Origin of the sequence: Sphingomonas sp. NFR04 (genome assembly GCF_900114095.1) — a bacterium.
In the GTDB taxonomy this organism is placed as follows: Bacteria; Pseudomonadota; Alphaproteobacteria; order Sphingomonadales; family Sphingomonadaceae; genus Sphingomonas.
The window spans coordinates 225,819-243,898 of record NZ_FORV01000001.1 but is presented as its reverse complement, the minus strand read 5'-3'; the positions used below and the strand labels follow the sequence as shown (position 1 = coordinate 243,898).

Annotated in this window: 16 protein-coding genes; 10 read left to right on the top strand and 6 right to left on the bottom strand. The window is 67.6% G+C overall.

Annotation, left to right across the window (positions count from 1 at the left end):
* Nucleotides 1-28: 28 nt before the first annotated feature.
* The 4 genes from BM009_RS01115 (at nt 29) to BM009_RS01100 (ending at nt 6,896) form a co-directional block, all read left to right on the top strand.
* Complete coding sequence (locus BM009_RS01115; RefSeq protein ID WP_093292920.1) at nt 29-3,280, top strand: glycoside hydrolase family 2 TIM barrel-domain containing protein; 3,252 nt, start codon at nt 29-31, stop codon at nt 3,278-3,280.
* A complete protein-coding gene (locus BM009_RS01110; protein WP_093292916.1) occupies nt 3,280-4,818 on the top strand; it encodes an alpha-N-arabinofuranosidase in 1,539 nt (512 codons plus the stop codon). The genes BM009_RS01115 and BM009_RS01110 overlap by 1 nt, the downstream gene beginning before the upstream one ends.
* Complete coding sequence (locus BM009_RS01105) at nt 4,815-6,170, top strand: family 43 glycosylhydrolase (RefSeq protein WP_254772099.1); 1,356 nt, start codon at nt 4,815-4,817, stop codon at nt 6,168-6,170. Before BM009_RS01110 ends, BM009_RS01105 begins: the two co-directional genes overlap by 4 nt.
* Nucleotides 6,171-6,272: 102 nt before the next feature.
* Entirely contained in the window at nt 6,273-6,896 is a 624-nt protein-coding gene (locus BM009_RS01100) for a superoxide dismutase (protein WP_093292914.1), read from the top strand.
* Between the two features lie 109 nt (nt 6,897-7,005).
* Here BM009_RS01100 and BM009_RS01095 read toward each other — a convergent pair whose 3' ends face one another.
* Genes BM009_RS01095 through mtaB form a run of 4 tightly spaced genes read right to left on the bottom strand, consistent with a single transcriptional unit; the run spans nt 7,006 to nt 11,544 of the window.
* On the bottom strand, nt 7,006-8,763 hold the full coding sequence (locus BM009_RS01095; RefSeq protein WP_093292901.1) for a chloride channel protein: 1,758 nt from the start codon (nt 8,761-8,763) through the stop codon (nt 7,006-7,008).
* 6 nt (nt 8,764-8,769) lie between these two features.
* Nucleotides 8,770-9,393 (bottom strand): septation protein A, encoded by a 624-nt coding sequence (locus tag BM009_RS01090; protein ID WP_093292899.1) that lies wholly within the window; start codon nt 9,391-9,393, stop codon nt 8,770-8,772.
* A complete protein-coding gene (ftsY, locus tag BM009_RS01085) occupies nt 9,386-10,321 on the bottom strand; it encodes a signal recognition particle-docking protein FtsY (protein ID WP_093292897.1) in 936 nt (311 codons plus the stop codon). The genes BM009_RS01090 and ftsY overlap by 8 nt, the downstream gene beginning before the upstream one ends.
* The gene (gene mtaB, locus BM009_RS01080) at nt 10,318-11,544 is read right to left on the bottom strand and encodes a tRNA (N(6)-L-threonylcarbamoyladenosine(37)-C(2))-methylthiotransferase MtaB (protein ID WP_093292895.1); all 1,227 of its coding nucleotides are present in this window, start codon (nt 11,542-11,544) and stop codon (nt 10,318-10,320) included. Before mtaB ends, ftsY begins: the two co-directional genes overlap by 4 nt.
* 53 nt (nt 11,545-11,597) lie before the next feature.
* On the opposite strand from mtaB, the gene BM009_RS01075 reads away from it, so the two are divergent.
* Complete coding sequence (locus BM009_RS01075; protein WP_254772098.1) at nt 11,598-12,122, top strand: DUF924 family protein; 525 nt, start codon at nt 11,598-11,600, stop codon at nt 12,120-12,122.
* Here the strand turns inward: BM009_RS01075 and BM009_RS01070 are convergent.
* Nucleotides 12,097-13,695: a putative bifunctional diguanylate cyclase/phosphodiesterase gene (locus BM009_RS01070; RefSeq protein ID WP_093292891.1), complete on the bottom strand. Its 1,599-nt coding sequence runs from the start codon at nt 13,693-13,695 to the stop codon at nt 12,097-12,099. The two genes, BM009_RS01075 and BM009_RS01070, sit on opposite strands and share 26 nt — an antisense overlap.
* Nucleotides 13,696-13,932: 237 nt before the next feature.
* Here BM009_RS01070 and ffh point away from each other — a divergent pair, with 237 nt between their 5' ends.
* The 4 genes from ffh (at nt 13,933) to BM009_RS01050 (ending at nt 16,735) form a co-directional block, all read left to right on the top strand.
* Complete coding sequence (gene ffh / locus BM009_RS01065; RefSeq protein WP_093292889.1) at nt 13,933-15,414, top strand: signal recognition particle protein; 1,482 nt, start codon at nt 13,933-13,935, stop codon at nt 15,412-15,414.
* A gap of 48 nt (nt 15,415-15,462) precedes the next feature.
* Entirely contained in the window at nt 15,463-15,849 is a 387-nt protein-coding gene (rpsP, locus tag BM009_RS01060) for a 30S ribosomal protein S16 (protein WP_175487846.1), read from the top strand.
* Between the two features lie 63 nt (nt 15,850-15,912).
* Nucleotides 15,913-16,416: a ribosome maturation factor RimM gene (rimM, locus tag BM009_RS01055; protein ID WP_093294540.1), complete on the top strand. Its 504-nt coding sequence runs from the start codon at nt 15,913-15,915 to the stop codon at nt 16,414-16,416.
* Complete coding sequence (locus BM009_RS01050) at nt 16,373-16,735, top strand: hypothetical protein (protein WP_175487836.1); 363 nt, start codon at nt 16,373-16,375, stop codon at nt 16,733-16,735. The genes rimM and BM009_RS01050 overlap by 44 nt, the downstream gene beginning before the upstream one ends.
* Here BM009_RS01050 and BM009_RS01045 read toward each other — a convergent pair.
* Nucleotides 16,732-17,634 carry an NAD(P)/FAD-dependent oxidoreductase gene (locus BM009_RS01045; protein WP_093292883.1) on the bottom strand — a complete coding sequence of 301 codons (903 nt, stop codon included), beginning with the start codon at nt 17,632-17,634 and terminating at the stop codon, nt 16,732-16,734. The genes BM009_RS01050 and BM009_RS01045 overlap by 4 nt on opposite strands.
* A gap of 56 nt (nt 17,635-17,690) precedes the next feature.
* Between BM009_RS01045 and BM009_RS01040 the strand changes: the two genes are divergently transcribed.
* On the top strand, nt 17,691-18,056 hold the full coding sequence (locus tag BM009_RS01040) for a PIN domain-containing protein (protein ID WP_093292881.1): 366 nt from the start codon (nt 17,691-17,693) through the stop codon (nt 18,054-18,056).
* The last annotated feature ends 24 nt before the right edge of the window (nt 18,057-18,080 follow it).

The window sequence follows — 18,080 nt, the reverse complement described above, 5'->3', positions numbered from 1 at the left end:
ATGCCCTTATGGGGCGGGAGGAATCAGCGTGAACAAGTTGGGGTTGCTGGCGACGGTGGGCAGTGTAGCGCTCGCCTCCGGCATGGGGATGGCGCAGGACGGTCCGAAGATCGGCGACGCGCCGCAGGTCCAGCCGGTGCAGGTCGATCCGCGCCGCCCCGACTGGGAGAACCCGGCGGTGTTCGCGCGCGGCAAGATGCCGGCCAGCGCCACGCATTTCCCCTACGAGAGCCGCGCCGCTGCGCTGGCGGGCGATCCCGCCAGGTCGAGCCGCTATCTGCTGCTCGACGGCCAATGGTCGTTCCACTTCTCGCCTTCCTCGGACGCGGTGCCCAACGGCTTCGAGAAGCCGGACTATGACGTCGCCAAGTGGAAGCGCATCAAGGTCCCGGCCGACTGGCAGACCGAGGGCTATGACCAGGCACGCTATTTCAACATTACCTATCCGTTCCCCGCCAACCGCCCGCTGATCCCGCACGCCACCAATCCGGTCGGTTCCTATCGCCGCGACGTGCAGCTGCCGGCGAACTGGTCCGGGCAGGACGTGATCCTGCACATCGGTGCGGCGGGTTCGGCCTATCAGGTGTGGGTGAACGGCGTCGAGGCGGGCTATTCGCAGGATTCCAAGCTCCCCTCCGAGTTCGACGTGACCAAGCTGGTCCATGCGGGCCGCAACACCATCGCGATCCAGATCCATCGCTGGTCGGACGGCAGCTATCTGGAGGACCAGGACTTCTGGCGCGTCTCGGGCATCGAGCGTTCGGTCTATCTGGCGGCGGCCCCCAGGGCGCGCGTGGCCGACCTGTTCGTCCATGCCGGGCTCGACACGGCGTACCAGGACGGCAAGCTGTCGACCGAGCTGACGCTCACCGATCGCACCGCGCCGCTCACCGCACGGATGACGCTGCTCGACGGCGACAAGCAGGTGCTGGTGCGCGAGACGCAGCTCCCCGCGGGCGCGGCGCAGAAGGTGACGCTCGCCGCCGACGTGCCGGGCGTTCGCCCCTGGACCGCCGAGACGCCCAATCTCTACACGCTGCTCGTCGAGCTGGTCGATGCCGAGGGCAAGGTGGTGCAGGCCACCCCGCAGCACATCGGCTTCCGCACCGTCGAGATCAGGAACGGCCTGGTCAGCGTCAACGGCAAGCCGATCACGATCCGCGGCGTCAATCGCCACGAGCATGATCCGGAGACCTTCCACGTCGTCAGCCACGCGTCGATGGAGCACGACATCCAGCTGATGAAGCGGGCGAACATCAACGCGATCCGCACCTCGCACTATCCGAACGACCCGTATCTGTACGAGCTCGCCGATCGCTACGGCCTCTATGTGATGGACGAAGCGGACATCGAGAGCCACGCCTACATGGATTACGCCAACAAGCATGGCGAACTCCGCTCCCAGCTCCAGGTCGGCTTCGATCCGGCGTGGAAGGACGCGCATGTCTCGCGCGTGGTCAACATGGTCCAGCGCGACAAGAACCACCCCTCGGTGATCTTCTGGTCGCTGGGCAACGAGGCGGGCATCGGCCCGAATTTCGAGGCGGCGGCCGCGGCGGCCAAGGCGGTCGATCCGGGTCGGCTGGTCTCCTATCTCGGCTGGGGCACCTGGGACGGCATCCAAGATCACCGCCCGAACTATTACGCCGACATCTACGCGCCGATGTACGATCCGGCGGTGAAGCTGGAGGACTACGCCACCAACTGGAACTTCAAGCAGCCGGTAATCCAGTGCGAATACGCCCATATGATGGGCAATTCGGGCGGCAATCTGAAGGAATATTGGGACACCATCTACGCCCACCCGAACAAGCTGCAGGGCGGCTTCGCCTGGGACTGGGTCGACCAGTCGATGTACCGCTACACCAAGGGCGGGCGGCGCTATTGGGGCGATGGCAGCGAATACGGCCCCAACCCCGGCGGCGAGATCGAGTTCGGCGACGGGCTGCTCCAGTCCGACCGCACGCCGAACCCGCAGCTCTATGAGCTCCGCAAGGTCTATGCGCCGATCCAGTTCGACGGCTTCGATGCTGCGGGCGGCACGGTGACGGTGCGCAACCGCCACGACTTCCGCGACCTGTCCGGCTTCACCTTCGACTGGGAAGTGCAGGAGAACGGCGTTGCGGTGGCGAACGGCACGCTGGCGACCCCGGACGTGGCGGCGCACGGCGCTGGCACGATCGCGCTGCCGCTGACGGGCATTACCCGCAAGCCCGGCGCCGAGTATTTCGTCACGGTCCGCGCGCGCGCCAAGGCGGACGCGGTGCCGCTGGTGCCAGGCGGCACGGTGATCGGCTGGGAGCAGTTCGCGCTCGATCCGGTCTATCGCACGTCAGATGTCGCGGCGCCCAAGGGCAAGGTAACGACGCAGGACGGGCAGGGGGCGATCACCCTCTCGGCCGGCGGCGCGACGCTGGTGGTGAACCGCGCGACCGGGCTGGTCGATCGCTACGCGGCCAGGGGCAAGACGCTGCTCAGCGGCGGCGCGCCGCACTTCTGGCGGGCGGTGACCGACAACGACATCGGCATCGGTACCGACAAGCAGCTCGCTGCCTGGAAGGGGATGAGCGAGACCCGCACCGTCTCCGCGGTGCAGGTGCAGGATCTGGGTGAGGACGGCGCCGAGGTGCGCGTCGCCTACATCATGGGCGCGGGCGCGGTGCGCTTCACCAGCGTGTATCGGATGGCGGGCGACGGCTCGGTCGCGGTCGACGGCAAGTTCGAGCCGGTCTCGGGCCAGTTGCCCCCGCCGTTCCGCATCGGCCTCACCTTCACCACCCCGGGCAGCCTCAAGACGGTCGAATGGTATGGCCGCGGCCCGCACGAAAGCTATGTCGACCGCAAGACCTCGGCGCCGATCGGGCTGTGGCGCGGCGCGATCGCCGAGCAGAACCATGATTACATCCGCCCGCAGGAGACCGGCAACAAGGTCGATGTCCGCTGGATGGAGCTGATCGGCGGCGGCGCCGGCCTGCGGGTGCAGGGCGATACGCCGCTGATGATGAACGCGCTCGCCTTCCCCTATGCCGATCTGGACCGGCACGAACCCGGCACCTGGAAGAGCACCGAAGTGGTGCCCAGGAGCCAGGGCACGCTGCTGATCGATGCCGCGCAATGGGGCATCGGCGGCGACACCCAGTGGAGCGAGTTCGGCAAGCCGCTCCCCAAATACCGCACCCAGCTGGTGCCCACCTCGATACGTTTCCGCCTCACCCCGTTCGCGGGCGAGGGCACTACCCCAGCCAAGGCGCGCCCGGCGCGCGCGACGGAGAAAGAATGATGCGAAGCCTCATCAGCGCGATCGCGCTCATCGCGGCGCTGCCTGCCATGGCCCAGACCGGCGGCGACGCCGTGACCGTGCATGGCGACAAGCCCGGCGCGAAATATGACAAGCGCCTGTTCGGCCAGTTCGCCGAGCACCTGGGCAGCGGCATCTATGGCGGGCTCTATGTCGGCGCCGACAGCAAGATCCCGAACGTGAAGGGCTTCCGCCGCGACGTGATCGATGCGCTCAAGGCGATCAAGGTGCCGGTGATCCGCTGGCCGGGCGGCTGCTTCGCCGATGAATATCACTGGCGGGAAGGCATCGGGCCGCGCGCCAAGCGCCCGGTCAAGGTCAACACCAACTGGGGTGGCGTGACCGAGGACAATGCCGTGGGGACCAACGAGTTCATGGACTTCACCGAAGTGGTGGGCGCCGAGCCTTATGTCTCGGGCAATGTCGGTACGGCTGCCCCCAGCGAGATGGCGGAGTGGGTCGAATATATGACCTCGCCGACCAAATCGACCATCGCCAACCAACGCCGCGCCAATGGCCGCGACAAGCCGTGGAAGCTGACGATGTTCGGCATCGGCAACGAGCTGTGGGGCTGCGGCGGCGACATGCTGCCCGAATATGGCGCCGACGTAACGCGTCGCTACGCCACCTTCCTCAAGGTGCCCGAAGGCCAGAAGCTGATGAAGATCGCCAGCGGCGCCAATACGGATGACTACAACTGGACCGACGTGATGATGCGCAAGGCCGGCGACAAGATCGACGGTATCGGCGTGCATTACTACACGGTGCCCGGGCCCTGGAGCAAGAAGGGCGCCGCCACCGGCTTCGACGAGGAAGGCTGGGCGCGCACGCTCTCCAAGACGCTGAAGATGGACGAGCTGCTGACCGAGCACAGCAAGGTCATGGACAAGTACGATCCGTCCAAGCGGGTCGCGCTGCTCGTCGACGAATGGGGCACCTGGTATGATGTCGAGCCGGGCACCAACCCGGGCTTCCTCTACCAGCAGAACAGCCTGCGCGACGCGATGGTCGCGGCGCTCAACTTCAACATCTTCGCGGCCCATGCCGACCGCGTGCGCGGCGCCAACATCGCCCAGATGGTCAACGTGCTCCAGGCGATGCTGCTCACCGATGGCGCCAAGATGGTGAAGACGCCGACCTATTGGGCGTTCGACCTGTACAAGGACTATATGGACGGCACGGTGCTGCCGGTCGACGTGACGTCGCGCTGGTACAACAAGGACCAGTGGACGATGCGCGCGGTGAGCGCCAGCGCGGTGCGGGGCACCGACGGCGTGGTCCATGTCGGCCTGGTCAATGTCGATCCCAACCAGCCGGCGAGCGTCAGCATGAAGCTGGACGGGGTGACCGGCACGCAGGTGACGGGCCGCATCCTCACCGGCGCGGCGATGGATGCGCATAACGACTTCCAGGCGCCGGACGTCGTGAAGCCGGCGGCATTCACCGGCGCGACGCTCTCGGGCGGCACCCTCACCGTACAGGTGCCGGCCAAGGCGATCGTGATGCTCGACATCAAGTGAGCAAGGCGGTCCTTCTGATGGTGGCGGCGGGCTTGCTCGCCGCCGCCGACGCGCCCACGCCGCGCTGGGATACGCCGGGGGACGGCAATCCGCTGCTCCCCGGCTATTTCGCCGATCCGTCGATCGTCCATGACGGCGGCAAATGGTATATCTACGCCACCATCGATCCCTGGGGCGCCGACACGCTGGGGATTTGGACCTCCGCCAACGGACGGGACTGGACCTTCTCCACCCCGGCCTGGCCGACCAAGGCGGCGGCGACCAGCCCGACCTCGGGTGACTCCAAGGTCTGGGCGCCCTCGGTCGTCAAGGCGAAGAACGGGCGCTGGTACATGTATGTCTCGGTGGGGTCCGAGGTGTGGGTAGGCAGTGCGCCGTCGCCTGCGGGTCCCTGGGCGGATGCGAACGGCGGCAAGCCGCTGATCGCCAAGGATTTCGCACCCGCCTATCACATGATCGATGCCGAGGCATTCATCGACGACGACGGCACCGCGTATCTGTATTGGGGCTCGGGGCTGAACTGGACCAACGGCCATTGCTTCGTCGTCAAGCTGAAGCCGGACATGGTGACCTTCGACGGCGAACCCAAGGACGTCACCCCCGCCAATTACTTCGAGGGCCCGTTCCTGGTGAAGGCCGGACGGCACTATGTCCTCACCTATAGCGACGGCAAGACCACGGAGGACACCTACAAGGTGCGGTATGCGATCGGCGACACGCCCTTCGGCCCGTTCCGAGAGGGGTCGGACAGCCCGATCCTGTCCACCGACAAGACGCGCGACGTGATCAGCCCGGGCCATCACGCGATCTTCCGCGTCGGCCAGCAGCCCTACATCCTTTACCATCGCCAGTCGTTGCCCTGGCCGCGTCCTGGGGATGATGCGACGCTCCGCCAGATCGCCGTCGACCCGCTGACGATCCGCGACGACGGTACCATCGCGAAGGTAGTGCCGAGCCATGGCAGCGCGGTCGCGGGGTTCGTCCCCCGCCGCACGCGCGGCCTCCCGGTCACGCTCAAGGGCGCGGCCGTGGATGCAGTACATGGGGCTGAGCGGGCAGGGGACGACAATTACGCGACGCTCTGGCGCCCCGCGCCCGGCGCCGCGCCGCTGCTCGTCGCCGATCTCGGCAAGGTGCAGACCGTCCACACGGCGCAGCTGCGAATGGAATATGCCAACCGCGCTTATGACGTGGCGGTCGAGGCGTCGGCCGATGGTACGCACTGGCGGCAGGTCGCGACCACGCCCGGTGCCAGCGGCTCGCCGATCGTGCTGCCGCTCAACGTAACCGCGCGGTATCTCCGCCTTCGCGTGCCTGCGGGCGCCGGCGTCTGGGAGTGGCAGCTCTTCTGATCGCCAGCATCGATCAGGGGCGAAACAAAAAATGTTGCGGCGCGCCGCGCTCCCATGCGTTAGGCGGGCGGACAAGCTTTCCAATCCCAAGAGGAGCATGACATGGCCTTCGAACTTCCCGAACTGCCGTACGCCAAGGACGCGCTCGCGCCGCACATGTCGGCCGAGACCTTCGACTTCCACCATGGCAAGCACCACAAGGCCTATGTCGACAATTGCAACAAGCTGGTTGCCGACATTCCCGAGCTGGCCGGCGCGAAGCTGACGGACGTGATCGCCTATGCCAAGGACAAGGGCATCAAGGGCCTGTTCAACAACAGCTCGCAGATCTGGAACCACAGCTTCTTCTGGCAGTGCCTGACGCCCAACTATGCTGCGCCGACCGGCAAGCTGGCCGAGATGATCACCCGCGACTTCGGCAGCCACGATGCGCTGCTCGAGAAGCTCAAGGCGGAGTCCGTCGGCCACTTCGCCAGCGGCTGGGGCTGGCTGGTGCTCGACGGCGACACGCTGAAGGTCACCTCGTTCCATGACGGCGACTCGCCCGTCGCGCACGGCGTGAAGCCGCTGTTCACGATCGACGTGTGGGAACACGCCTATTACATCGACTATCGCAATGCGCGCCCGTCGTTCGTCGACACCATCCTGACCAAGCTGGTGAACTGGGACTTCGTCGCCCAGAATCTCGACGGCGAAGGCGCGAGCCGCGCCGACCAGCAGGGCTGAGGCAGACAACCACCCTCACCCTTCCGGCGCTTCGCGCCTCCCTCCCTCTCCCGATGGGAGAGGGAAGGGGTCCATCGCGGAGCGATGGGAAGGGTGAGGGGGACCTGCCCTAACTTTCTCCGTACAAATCGCGCTGGGCTTTCTCCAGCTCCTCGGCATAGCGGCGGCGCGCATGGCTCTCGGTGATGAGCCCCAGCACCTGCCCGTCGCTCGACAACACCGCCAGATCGTCCGCCACGCTCGCGTCGAAGGCCTCGAGCACTTCCGCGATCGTCATGTCCGGCGACAGCGCGGTATCGACGAACTTCGCCATGCTGATGACGCGGTCCGCCTGATCCGCGGAGGGGCTCCAAACTGCTGCGGTCTCGGCGATCCCGGCATAATGACCCTTGGCGTCGAGGAGCACGACGCGCTTGGTCGAGCCCAGCGGGAAGCGGTCGCGGAAGGCCGCCACATCGGTATCCGCGGCGATGGTCGCCACGTCGCGTCGCATCATTCGCGCGGCGGTGAGCGCGCGGACCCAGCCCACATCGCGGCCGCTCCGCAGCGTCTCGCCGCGCAGATGCAGCCGCCAGGTGGAGAAGCTGTAGCCGAACGCCTCGCGCACGATCGTGCTCGCGATCAGCGTCGCGGCAATGGTGACGCCGGTGATGCTGAAGTCGTGCGTCACCTCCAGCACCAGCAGCGACATCGTCATCGGCCCGCCGACCACCGCCACCGCCAGCGCCGCCATGCCGACCACGGCCGCATCATCCGGCGCGAGGTGGTGCAGGCCGGGGATCTCGGCGAGCGTCAGCTGATAGAAGCGCCCGATCAGCGCGCCGAGGAACAGAGAGGCGAAGAACAGGCCGCCACGAAAGCCGAAACCCAGCGACACGGCCGAGCCGAGCAGCTTGAGCAGGATCACCACGCCCAGCGAGGCGAGCGTCGCCGTCGCGGCGAGGTTGATGTCCAGCGCGCCGTGCCCGCTCGACAGCACCTGCGGCGAGAGCAGGGCGAGCGGGATCATCAGCAAGCCCCCGATCAGCGGTGCCCAGGCAGGACGGATCGGGCTGCGGCGCACGCCCGCCTCGACCAGCGCCACCAGCCGCATCAGCGCGATGCCGAAGCCGGCGCAGACCACGCCGAGCAGCGCGTAGAGGGCGTAATCCGCCGTCCCGATCGGATGTCCGCCGCCGGCGCTGATCACATAGGGATGAATGCCCAGCGTCCGGGCAATGGTCGCGGCGGTCAGCGAGGCGAGCACCACCGGGGCGACGATCGCGGGCGTGTAGGCACCCAGCACGATCTCGAACGCGTAGAAGGCGCCGGTCAGGGGCGCGCCGAACGCGGCGCCCAGGCCCGCGCCAGCGCCGGCCGCCATCAGCGTGCGCAGGTCCGCGCGCCGCAGCTTCAGCCGCTGGCCGAGCAGCGAGGCGAGCCCGCCGCCCGCCTGCGCATAGGCCGCCTCCAGTCCCACCGAGGCGCCGAAGCCGTTGGAGAGCAGCGTCTGGCCCACCACCGTTGCGGTATCGCGCGCAGGGATGCGGCCGCCGTGGAGCGCATTGGCCTCGACCACGTCGATGGTCTTGCGGCGGCGGAGCAGCCAGAGCGTGCAGCCGAGCAGCGCGCCGCCGATCGGCAGGGCCAGCAGCCGCAGCGGCGCCACATGGCTCGCGGCGCTGAGGTGCTCGCCCACCGCCAGCCCGAACAGCACGCGCTGCATGCCGCGTGCGCTCTGGCCGATCGCGATGGCGGCGAGGCTCGCCGCAGCACCCACGCCGATCGCCAGCAGCAGGAACAGCAGCGTGTTGGAACGGATCTGCCGGCGCAGTCCGTTGGCCGCGCGCACCGCGTGGAAGGTCGCCGGGTGGCGCGGCAGGCCCATATGGGATCAGCCTTCCGGCGGGACGGGCGCGTCCTCGGGCTTCTCCAGCTGCAGGCCGTGGCGGAGCAGCATCGGGATATTGGCGATGGCGAACACCAACGTCAGCGGGATCACCACCCAGGTCTTGAACGTCACCCAGCGATCCCAGTCCAGCATGTGCCGCATGACTTCGTTGAGCACCGCCATCGCGACGAAGAAGACGGTCCAGTTGATCGTCAGCAGCCGCCAGCCCTTGGCGCTGAGCCCGGGATAGGCGGACTCCAGCATCGTCTGGAGGAGCGGCTTGTTGGTGACGAGGCCATAGCCGAGGATCACCGCGAACATCGCATAGACGATGGTCGGCTTGACCTGGATGAAGGTCTGGTCGTGATAATAAAGCGTCAGCCCGCCGAACACGAGCACCAGCACGCCGGTGATCCACAGCATCGGCGAGACGTGGCGGGTCTTCCACCAGGAAACCGCGATCGCCGCCGCCATCGCGATCATGAAGGCGAGGGTGGCGGTGAAGATGCGCTGGAGCTGCACGCCGGGCGCGAGGCTGTTGACCGCGAAGAACACGACCAGCGGGCCGTAATCGAGCGCCATGCGCAGGCCGGCGGAAGCCTTGGGGCGGGTGGCTGCATCAGCCATGGGTCAGTTCCTCCACGCCGGCGATGATGCGGGCGACTTCGTTCGCGTCGAAGCCGCGCAGGTCGTCGACCTTCTCGCCGACGCCGATCGCGTGGATGGGCAGGCCGTATTTCTCGGCCGCCGCGACCAGCACGCCGCCGCGCGCGGTGCCGTCGAGCTTGGTCATGACGAGGCCGGTGACGCCCGCCACTTCCTTGAACACCTCGATCTGGTTGAGCGCGTTCTGGCCGGTGGTGGCATCCAGCACCAGCACCACGTCGTGCGGGGACGCGGGGTTGAGGCGGCCGAGTACGCGGCGGACCTTGGCCAGCTCGTCCATCAGCTCGCGCTTGTTCTGCAGGCGGCCGGCGGTGTCGACGATCAGCACGTCGGTGCCGATCTCGGTCGCGCGCTTCACCGCTTCGAACACGATGCCGGCGGCGTCGCCGCCTTCGGCGCCCGAGACGATCGGCACGCCGATCCTATCGGCCCAGGTCTTGAGCTGGCCGATCGCGGCGGCGCGGAAGGTGTCGCCCGCGGCGACCATCACGCTGTAATCCTGCTCGAGCAGCTGGTTGGCGAGCTTGGCGATCGTCGTCGTCTTGCCGGAGCCGTTGACTCCAATGACGAGGATCACCTGCGGGCGCGGAAACGCCTCGATCTCGAGCGGCTTGGCGACCGGCTCCAGCACCTTGGCGACTTCCTCGGCGACGATCACGCGGATGCCGAGCTCTTCCAGATTGCGCTCGAACTGCCCTTCGGCAAGCCGCGCGCGCACCTTGGCGGCGGTGGCCGGGCCGAGGTCCGAGGCGATCAGCGCCTCCTCGATCTCGTCCAGCGTCGCCTCGTCCAGACGGGCGAGCGACAGGCCGGCGAGGTTGCCGAGCAGCCGGTCCGACGTCTTGCGAAAGCCGCCGAGCAGCTTTTCATGCCATCCGGGTCCGCTCATGCGACCAGCTTTCCGTCTTCGACGCGTGCAATCGTCACGTTCACCGTTTCTCCAGTCTGCCGGGGGGCGGTCAGCCGCACCTCGGCGAAATTCTCTGCATGGCCGCGGTCGCCCGGGCGCTCGACCAGCACCTGCTGGCGGCTGCCGACCAGGGTCTCCATCCAGTTCGCCCGCTGCTCGGCCGCCGCCGCGCGCAGCCGGGCGGCGCGGTCGCGGATCGTGGCGGGGGCCACCTGCGGCATGCGCGCGGCGGGCGTGCCGGCGCGCGGGCTATAGGGGAAGATATGCGCATGCACCACGCTGCAATCGGCGATCAGGGCGAGCGTGTTGGCGAACATTGTCTCGTCTTCGGTCGGAAAGCCGGCGATCAGGTCCGCGCCGATCGCGATCTCCGGCCGCGCCGCGCGCAGGCGCTCGGCGAGCGCGACCGATTGTGCGCGGCTGTGGCGGCGCTTCATCCGCTTGAGGATCATGTCGTCGCCCGCCTGGAGCGACAGATGGACGTGCGGCATCACGCGCGGCTCCTGGGTGAGCAGCGCGAACAGCCGATCGTCGACTTCGATCCCGTCGAGGGAGGAAAGTCGTAGCCGATGGAGGCGGGGGACATGGCGGAGGATGCGCTCGACCAGCGCGCCCAGCGTGGGAGCGCCGGGCAGATCATGACCATAGCTGGTGAGATCGACGCCGGTCAGCACCACTTCGCCGTGCGCTTCGGCGAGCATGGCGATGCGATCTATCACCGCCCCGGCGGGCACCGAGCGGCTGTTGCCGCGTCCGAAGGGGATCGCGCAGAAGGTGCAGCGATGGTCGCAGCCATTCTGCACTTCCACGAAGGCGCGGGCGTGGGTGGAGAAGCTGGCGGCAAGATGCGGCGCGGTCTCGCGCACGGCGAGGATGTCCTGCACCTGCACTTTCGCCTCGGCTGCCCAGGCCTCGGGCCGCAGCTTCTCGGCGTTGCCGATCACGCGGTCCACCTCGGGCATCGCGGCGAACGCGGCCGGATCGATCTGCGCCGCGCAGCCGGTGACGACCAGTTCCGCATTGGGCCGCTCGCGCCGCGCGCGGCGGATCGCCTGGCGGGTCTGCTTCACCGCTTCGTTGGTCACCGCGCAGCTGTTCACCACGACCGCGTCCCGCCCGGTGAGCAGCGCACGGATCGACTCACCTTCGGCTAGGTTCAGCCGGCAGCCCATGTTAAGGATGAGAGGCGAGGAGAGGGACATTGGCCAGCGATCTAAGGACGCCGACCGCAGAAGTCCAACACCGGGCGGGCCAAGTGCTGGCCTTCTGGTTCGACGCGCTGCTGCCCGAACAATGGTTCCTGAAGTCCGCGGGGCTCGATCGCGAGATCGCCGACCTGTTCGGAAACCTGCGCGATCGCGTGCTGGCGAGCGACGCGGCGGGCTGGGACGAGGATCCCGAAACGCTGCTCGCGGCCGTCATCCTGCTCGACCAGTTCTCGCGCAACATCTATCGCGGGCAGGCCGAAGCATTTGCCGGCGATGCGCTGGCGCAGCATCTGGCCAGGCTGGCCGTGAAGCGTAGCTGGGACCGGCGGCTGACCAAGGAGCAGCGCCAGTTCCTCTACATGCCGTTCGAGCATGCCGAGGATGCCGAGCTTCAGGCGCTCAGCCTGCGCTGCTTCGCGGCACTCGAAGACGACGAACTGCTGGCCTATGCCCTGGAGCATGCCGAGGTCTTCCGCCGCTTCGGCCGCTTCCCCGCGCGGAACGAAGCACTGGGGCGCATCTCCACCTCCGAGGAGCTCGACTATCTCAGCCAGCCTGGAGCTGGCTGGTAGCATCGCCGCCCTCAAGCCGCGGGCCGGGCTGGAGGATCAGCCGCCGTTCGGCGAGGAGGCGGCGTGCACCCGCGATCGACAGCGGCTTGCCGTATAGCCAGCCCTGCGCCTTGGCGCAGCCGATCGCGCGCAGTCGCTCCTCGATCGCCGCGTCTTCCACGCCCTCGGCGGTGATCGGCAGGTTGAGGCTCTCGCCCAGCCGCAGGATGGTATGGACGATCGCCGCGGAGTCCGCGTTCTGGTTGAGCGAGAGGATGAAGCTCTTGTCGATCTTGATCCGATCGAACGGCAGCGCGCGAAGATGGGCGAGCGACGAATAGCCGGTGCCGAAATCGTCGAGCGCCAGCCGCACGCCCTGGTTCTTGAGGCTGCCGACGATCGACTGGGCGAGCGCGAGATTGTCGAACAGCGCGCTTTCGGTGATCTCCACTTCGAGGCGGTGGGCGGGGAAGCCGGTTTCGGTAAGGACCTTGATGATCTTCTGCGCCAGCCAGGCGTCGCGCAGCTGCACCGGCGAGATGTTGACCGACAGGCTTAGCCCCGGATCCCAGTCGCGCGCAGCATGGAAGGCCTGCCGCATGATCGACAGCGACAGGTCCCCGATCAGACCCGTGTCCTCGGCTACCGGAATGAACCGGTCGGGCGGGATCATGCCGTGCGTCGGATGCTCCCAGCGGGCCAGTACCTCGAAGCCGTGCAGCCGGCCGCTCGCGAGATCGACCTGCTGCTCGAAATAGGGGGTGATCTCCTCGCGCGGGATCGCGACGCGCAACCCGCTTTCGAGTGCGCTGCGCACCTGCAGCGCCCGCTCCATCGCCGGATCGAACCAGGCGAAGCGGTTCTTTCCGGCCTTTTGCGCCTGATGCATCGCGATGTCGGCGGTGCGCAGCAGCGCATCGCTGCTCGGGCAGTCGAAGTCGGATCGGGCGATCCCGAGCGAGCAGCTGATGTGCAGCGCAAGCCCGTTCACCTCGAACGGCTGGGCGAGGCGGGTGACGATCCGCTCGGCGATTCGCTCGACGGTTGCCGGTTCGCGCGGATCGAAGGCGAAGGCGCAGGCGAATTCGTCGACGCCAAGCCGTCCGGCCAAGGCCATCTGCGGCAATGCATGGGCGACTTCCCGCGCGACCTTGCAAATCAGCGCGTCGCCGATGGCGTGGCCGTGCAGGTCGTTGATCGCCTTGAACCGATCGAGGTCGAGCACGAGCATCGCCACTGCCTGGTTGCGGCGATGCGCCCGAGCGAACATCTCGGCGCCCTCCTCGGTGAGGCTGGTGCGCTGGAGGAAGCCGGTCAGCAGATCCCGGCTGGCGACGCTCTGCGCGCGCTCGCCCACGTTGCGCCGCGCGGAATGCGCGAGGAGGCGGCGGCCGCAGAGGAGAATGAGGACCAGGTTCACGGCCTGCGCGGCAAGCAGCCAGGCGGCCGGCGCCATCTGCTCCATGTAATCGAACGCCAGCCCCGCACCGATCGCGAGCGCAAGCAGCGCGGAGACCACGCCCAGCGCATTGAAGAGCGCCGCGGTGCGATCCGTCCGCGCGTTCTCCCGGTTCTGATGCTGCTGCCGCGTCATCGACGCACTACGCCCCTCGTACTAACGAGGCGGTGTTTTCCCATGCAAGGCGTGTAGATCGGGTTAAACCCGTAGAGGTTGCTTTCCGCCGCCGCCGCGGCTAAGGGGACCCACCGTTCCTCCGTGGACGCGAGACATATGCCACCCCAAGGGGTGACGCCGGCCGACGAGGTTTCGTCCGCCGGCGTGTTTTGCGTTTGGCGGAACAGAGGCTGAATTTGGAGTGACCTGGGCATCATGTTCGAGAGTTTGAGCGATCGGCTGGGCGGCGTCTTCGAGCGCCTGCGCGGACGTGGCGCGCTCAGCGAGGCCGATGTCCGGACCGCAATGCGCGAAGTGCGCGTGGCGCTGCTGGAAGCGGACGTCGCGCTGCCCGTCGCCCGCGAGTTCGTCGACAAGGTAACCGAGCAGGCCGTCGGCCAGCAGGTGCTGCGGTCGGTCACGCCGGGCCAGCAGGTCGTCAAGATCGTCCATGACGCGCTGGTCGACATGCTCGGCGCGGACACGGCGGAGCTGGCGATCGACGTCACGCCGCCGGCCGTCGTGATGCTCGTCGGTCTGCAGGGCTCGGGCAAGACCACCACCACCGCCAAGCTTGCCAAGCTGCTCAAGAAGCAGGGCAAGAAGGTGATGATGGCGTCGCTGGACGTCAATCGCCCGGCTGCGCAGGAACAGCTCGCCGTGCTCGGCACGCAGACTGAGGTGGCGACGCTGCCGATCGTCACCGGCCAGCAGCCGGTCGAGATCGCCCGCCGTGCGCTCCAGTCGGCGAAGCTCCAGGGCTTCGACGTGGTGATGCTCGACACCGCCGGCCGTCTCCACGTCGACCAGGCGCTGATGGACGAGATGAAGGCGGTGGCCGACATCTCGAAGCCCCAGGAAATCCTGCTCGTCGTCGACTCGCTCACCGGCCAGGACGCGGTGAACGTCGCCAGCAACTTCTCGGCGCAGGTGCCGCTGACCGGCGTGATCCTCACCCGTATGGACGGCGATGCGCGCGGTGGTGCGGCGCTGTCGATGCGCGCCGTCACCGGCCAGCCGATCAAGTTCGCCGGCATGGGCGAAAAGCTCGACCAGATCGAACCCTTCCACCCGAAGCGCGTCGCCGGCCGCATCCTGGGCATGGGCGACGTCGTCAGCCTCGTCGAAAAGGCCGCGGCCGCGATCGACCAGGAAGACGCCGAGCGGATGGCGAACCGGCTCGCCAAGGGCCAGTTCGACATGAACGACCTGCGCTCGCAGCTGGCGCAGATGCGCAAGATGGGCGGCATCGGCGCGCTGGCGGGGATGATCCCCGGCATGAAGAAGGCGCAGGCCGCGGTCGACCAGGTGGGCGGCGACAAGGTGCTGATCCGCATGGACGCGATCATCGGTTCGATGACGCCCAAGGAGCGCGCCAAGCCCGAACTGCTCAACGCCAAGCGCAAGATCCGCATCGCCAAGGGCAGCGGCCTGACCGTGCAGGACGTCAACAAGCTCATCAAGATGCATCAGGAGATGCAGACCGCGATGAAGCGCCTGAAGAAGATGGGCGGCCTGAAGGGCATGATGGGCATGCTCGCCAAGGGCGGCCCGGGCGGCGGCATGGGCGGCATCGGCAATGCCCTGGGCGGCGCCGAGATGGGCGACATGATGGACAAGGTGGGCGCGGGCCTGCCGGGTCTGCCGGGCGGCGCCAAGCTGCCGCCGGGCTTCGAGAATTTGCTGAAGAAGAAGTAATTCAACCCAAACTCTATCAATCGTATCTTTAGAAGGAAGTGAAGTAGAATGGCTCTCTCCATGCGTCTGTCGCGCGGCGGCTCCAAGAAGCGCCCCTATTACCGGATCGTCGTTGCCGACGGCCGTGCACCGCGTGACGGCAAGTTCATCGAGAAGATCGGCACCTACAACCCGCTGCTCGCCAAGGATTCGCCCGAGCGCGTGAAGCTGGACGACGAGCGCGCCAAGTATTGGCTGAGCGTCGGTGCGCAGCCGACCGACCGCGTTGCCCGCTTCCTCGACGCCATGGGTGTCAAGGAGCGTGCGGCTCGCAACAACCCGAACAAGGCGGTTCCGGGCGAAAAGGCCAAGGAGCGCGCCGAGGAGCGTGCCGAGAAGGCCAAGGCAGCTGCCGAAGCCGCTGCCGCCCCGGCCGAAGAGACCGCCGAGGCCTGAGCTTGAACATCCCTCCCGCGCGCTGGTGCGGGAGGGATGGCTCGTGCGTCGCTGCATCCCGTCATGGCAGAACCTTCCGCTCCCTCGAACCGCGGCGATCGCCCGGTGACGCTCGCCGTCGTTATCGGCGCGCACGCCGTAGCGGGCGAGGTGCGGCTGAAGGTGTTCGCCGAGGATCTGGCAGCGCACAAAAGCTTCAACGGCGGCACGCTGACGCTCAAGTCGGTGCGCGGGGGATCCAATGGCGTGATCGCCCGCTTCGCCGAAGTGGTCGACCGCAATGCCGCCGAGGCACTGCGCGGCACCGAACTGACGGTGCCGCGTTCCGCCCTCCCGCCGCTGGGCGAGGGCGAATATTACCATATCGACCTGCTCGACCTCCCCGTGCTGGGCGAGGGCGGGGCGCCGATCGGCCGCGTCGTCGCGATCGACGATTATGGCGCGGGCGACGTGATCGAGATCGAGCGGCCCGACGGCAAGCGCTTCATGGTGCCGATGCGGCCCGAGGCGGTGCCGAGCTGGGATGCTGAAAAGCTCGTCGTCGCGAACGCTTTCCTGGAAAGCTGACCTGTCCTTCTGCTATGCCGCCCGCATGATATTGCTTGGCGGATGGGCGGTTCTAGGCTTCCTGGCCTTCCTTTGCTGGACAGGCGCAGGCAAGCTGCTCGCCTGCCGCTATACCGGTCGCCTGATCGCGACGCTTGCCATCCCCTCGATTCTGGCCGGAGCCTGTTTTTGGCTGTATTCGGGCGGTCCTGCCGTGGCCGACGATCCGTGGACGGGGGTTCTGCTCGTCGTCACGCTGATGGTGGCAGGTGCTACGATGATCGCGGTGCTCCCCGTCTGGTTTATCGCGGAGGAACGGCTGGGCGGCCTTATGCCTTAGCGCCAGAGCGGCGTTTCGGCGTTCAACATGTTGCGGATCGTCGTCGCGGCGACACCGGCTTCGCCCATCGCATGGCTGATCTGGTCCAGACCCTTGGCGACGTCTCCTGCGGCGAACAGGCCCGGGAGCGACGTCCGCTGGTGATCGTCCACTTCCAGGCAGCCGCTGTCGTCGGCACGCGCGCCGGCCTCGACAGCCAGTTCCGAGCGGATGTGCGAACCGAGCGCGGGATAGAGGCTGTCGAAGCGGAGCTGGCCGCTCGGCACCGTGAGCAAGATCTGGTCGTCCTCCAGCGCCCAGTCGGCGGCCGGACCCTCCACGCGCGCCACGCCAGCGTCCTCCAGCTGCTCGATCTGCTCCGGTGGCAGATCGTGGCGATCGGGGGCGATCAGCGTCACGTCCTGGGTGAAGCTGCGGACGAACAGCGCCTCGCGTGCGCCGTGCTCGCCCGTGCCGTAGACCGCGACGCGCCTGTCGGTGACCTCGTATCCGTCGCACACGGGGCAGTAGCGGATCTGCCCTTTTGCCAGTGCGATATCATGCAACGCGTCTGGCATCGGCGGTCGATGGTTGACCACGCCCGTCGCCAGCAGCACCGATCGCGCACGCACCTCGCGCTCGCCGATCCGCGCGGCGAACCCGCCTTCGATGGCGCGCAGGCCCATCACCTTCGCAGCCTCTCGCACGGTACCATATTTCTCCGCCTGCGCGCGCATCGCCGCAAGCAGGTCGAGACCGGAAATCCCCTCCGGATAGCCGGCATGGTTATGGGTGCAGGGGATCAGCGCAGCGCGGCTCGATCCGCAGTCGAACAGGCGGATCTTCAGATGGTAGCGGCTGAGATAGATGGCCGCGGTGAGGCCCGCGGGCCCACCGCCGATGATGATGCAATCGTCCATCGCGCGCCAGCGCGTGGGGGCGCGACAGGTTCCCCGTCGCAATGCTAGGGCACGACATGGCCGCGCCCGATTACCTGCTCGACACCTGTGTCTGCATCCGTCTGCTGCGCGGGGGCGGTGCCCCGGTCGCCCGGCGGATTGCGGCGGCGGCAGAGGGTGCGATCGCGATCTCGGCGATCAGCCATGCCGAACTGATGGATGGAACAGGGTGGACCGCGGCGCTCGAGGCGCTGCTTCATCGGCTACCCGTACTGCCGTTCGACTCGTCGGCCGCGCGCGCCTTTTCCACGGCCCGCGCCGCTCGGGGGCGGCATGATCGGCTGATCGCGGCCCATGCCCTCGCGCTCGATGCAACGCTGGTCACCCATAATGGTCGCGATTTCCGCGCCGTGCCGGGGCTGCGGGTCGAGGCCTGGTTCTGATCGCATTGCGCTTTGCCGGCCTCC